This is a genomic window from Mesorhizobium sp. WSM4307 (genome assembly GCF_007003945.1).
GTDB lineage: Bacteria > Pseudomonadota > Alphaproteobacteria > Rhizobiales > Rhizobiaceae > Mesorhizobium.
In genome coordinates this window covers 342,501-345,000 of record NZ_VFTB01000010.1, presented here as the reverse complement: position 1 = coordinate 345,000, position 2,500 = coordinate 342,501, and the positions used below count along the sequence as shown (strand labels likewise).

Sequence of the window (2,500 nt, the reverse complement as noted above, 5' to 3'; positions counted from 1 at the left end):
TCCATCCCCTACCTGGCCTTCGCCAGCTTCGCGCGATGGCGCGCCTCCAGCCGAGAGAACACCGTATCGGCAGGAATCCCCCTTGCCGGATCCTGCTGGAGCTCAGTCAGGCGCCCAGGGATCTCCTCGCGCAGCCATCTCTCCCGCTCCGCCTCGAAATCCTCGAGCATACGCAGCCCGGCGCGGACAACCTCACTGGCATTGTTGTAACGACCTGATTCGAGCTGCTTCCTGATGAAGCTCTCATAATGGTCGTTCAGGGCGTAATTGGGCATGGCAACCTCTGGAAAGAATGTCCGGTCATGGGAAATATAGCAATAGATGTCACCTATTGCCAGAACTAGCCGGTGCGGCGGCACTCCGCCTTTGATTCGGATTATTCCGCAGGGCTTGATTCGCCGATTCTGCACAACCGCGACATCGGCCCCAGTTCCGCTGACGCCGGCGCGATCGAGGAAACGGCTCTGCAATTGACGGCTCCGACGATCTGCTCTCCGTCATACAGGCGAGACGACGGGCACCGAAGCCGGTCGAGAAAGAGGCCCCGCCTGCAGAATTCATTTCGCATTTGGTTGCGGTCGCCGCTCCGCCTCGGCTTTGCCTGCTTGCGGACCGCTGGGCGGGAGGCAGTCGTCGGCGATCGTTGCCCTAAAAACAAAAACGGCCCGCTGGTTTGAGCCAGGCGGGCCGATTGTGATTTGGTTGCGGGGACAGGATTTGAACCTGTGACCTTCAGGTTATGAGCCTGACGAGCTACCGGGCTGCTCCACCCCGCGTCACCACTAAGCGAGCTTGCTTAGGATGTAAGCGCAAGCCTACGACTAGGCTGGCCTACAGATAGGTATATGGCTCACCAAATGAAAGGGCCGCTTACGCGGCCCGTGGTCCCTTGGCGGGCCATTTTCGTAGAGAGAAGATTTCACTCGATCCGGTTGGATGTGAGTTCAACGTGCGTTTAGCAGACCTGGCAGCGACCTACTCTCCCGCGTCTTGAGACGAAGTACCATCAGCGCTGGAGCGTTTCACGGCCGAGTTCGGAATGGGATCGGGTGCAGCCGCTCCGCCATAACCACCAGGTCGGCAAAACGCACGTTGTTCGAGAAGCTGTTTTTTGTGCCAAGGCGACGTTTGTGGCTTTCGGGCGTAAGCCCGCAAGCGCGACTGCGCGTCGCCGGTTTTCCGGCGCCCTCGCGGAGCATAGGCCCGTAAGGGCCGCTCATGCGTGAGCGCTGGTCAGACCATCGTGTTACACGATGGGCATAAGGAATGAGAACGATCAAGCCGATCGAACTATTAGTACCGGTAAGCTTCAAGCGTTGCCGCTCTTCCACACCCGGCCTATCAACGTGGTCGTCTTCCACGGTTCTCAGGGAATACTCGTTTTAAGGTGGGTTTCCCGCTTAGATGCCTTCAGCGGTTATCCCGTCCGGATATAGCTACCCTGCTATGCGGCTGGCGCCACAACAGGTCCACCAGAGATCCGTCCATCCCGGTCCTCTCGTACTAGGGACAGATCCTTTCAATATTCCTACACCCACGGCAGATAGGGACCGAACTGTCTCACGACGTTCTGAACCCAACTCACGTACCGCTTTAAATGGCGAACAGCCATACCCTTGGGACCTGCTCCAGCCCCAGGATGCGATGAGTCGACATCGAGGTGCCAAACAACCCCGTCGATATGGACTCTTGGGGGTCATCAGCCTGTTATCCCCGGCGTACCTTTTATCCGTTGAGCGATGGCCCTTCCACGCGGGACCACCGGATCACTATGACCGACTTTCGTCTCTGCTCGACTTGTCAGTCTCGCAGTCAGGCAGGCTTATGCCATTGCACTCAGCGAACGATTTCCGACCGTTCTGAGCCCACCATCGCGCGCCTCCGTTACTCTTTAGGAGGCGACCGCCCCAGTCAAACTACCCACCATACATTGTCCCGGACCCGGATAACGGGCCGCGGTTAGACATCCATAGTAATAAGGGTGGTATTTCAAGGGTGGCTCCACCTGAGCTGGCGCCCAGGTTTCAAAGCCTACCACCTATCCTACACATGCCACTACGAATGCCAATGTAAAGCTATAGTAAAGGTGCACGGGGTCTTTCCGTCTAACCGCAGGAACCCCGCATCTTCACGGGGAATTCAATTTCACTGAGTCTATGCTGGAGACAGCGGGGAAGTCGTTACGCCATTCGTGCAGGTCGGAACTTACCCGACAAGGAATTTCGCTACCTTAGGACCGTTATAGTTACGGCCGCCGTTTACTGGGGCTTCGATTCAGAGCTTGCACCCCTCCTCTTAACCTTCCAGCACCGGGCAGGCGTCAGACCCTATACGTCGTCTTGCGACTTCGCAGAGCCCTGTGTTTTTGATAAACAGTCGCTACCCCCTGGTCTGTGCCACCCTCCTCCACTTGCGTGGAAAAGGGTCACGCTTCTTCCGAAGTTACGCGTGCAATTTGCCGAGTTCCTTCAGCATAGTTCTCTCAAGCGCCTTGGTATAC

General features: G+C 57.3%; 2 protein-coding genes, 1 tRNA gene and 2 rRNA genes (2 of these 5 only partly in view). All 5 read right to left on the bottom strand.

The annotated features are described in order from the left end of the window. On the bottom strand, positions 1–5 hold the 5' portion of the coding sequence (locus FJV83_RS25490; RefSeq protein ID WP_142878502.1) for a type II toxin-antitoxin system RelE/ParE family toxin. Its footprint begins 307 nt before the window's first position; only the first 5 of its 312 coding nucleotides appear in the window; its start codon is at positions 3–5; its stop codon lies off the left edge, out of view. Positions 6–8: 3 nt separating this feature from the next. Further along, positions 9–275 carry a type II toxin-antitoxin system ParD family antitoxin gene (locus FJV83_RS37745; protein WP_095772379.1) on the bottom strand — a complete coding sequence of 89 codons (267 nt, stop codon included), beginning with the start codon at positions 273–275 and terminating at the stop codon, positions 9–11. 424 nt (positions 276–699) lie between these two features. After that, a tRNA-Met gene (locus FJV83_RS25480) sits at positions 700–776 on the bottom strand. A 186-nt stretch (positions 777–962) separates the two neighbouring features. Continuing rightward, positions 963–1,077 (bottom strand): 5S ribosomal RNA (gene rrf / locus FJV83_RS25475). 195 nt (positions 1,078–1,272) lie between these two features. After that, positions 1,273–2,500 (bottom strand): 23S ribosomal RNA (locus tag FJV83_RS25470) (it continues 1,572 nt past the right edge of the window).

What these genes read in the sequence shown, in the direction of transcription:
- FJV83_RS37745 (WP_095772379.1), bottom strand. Translation starts at nt 275, where the DNA reads ATGCCCAATTACGCCCTGAACGACCATTATGAGAGCTTCATCAGGAAG.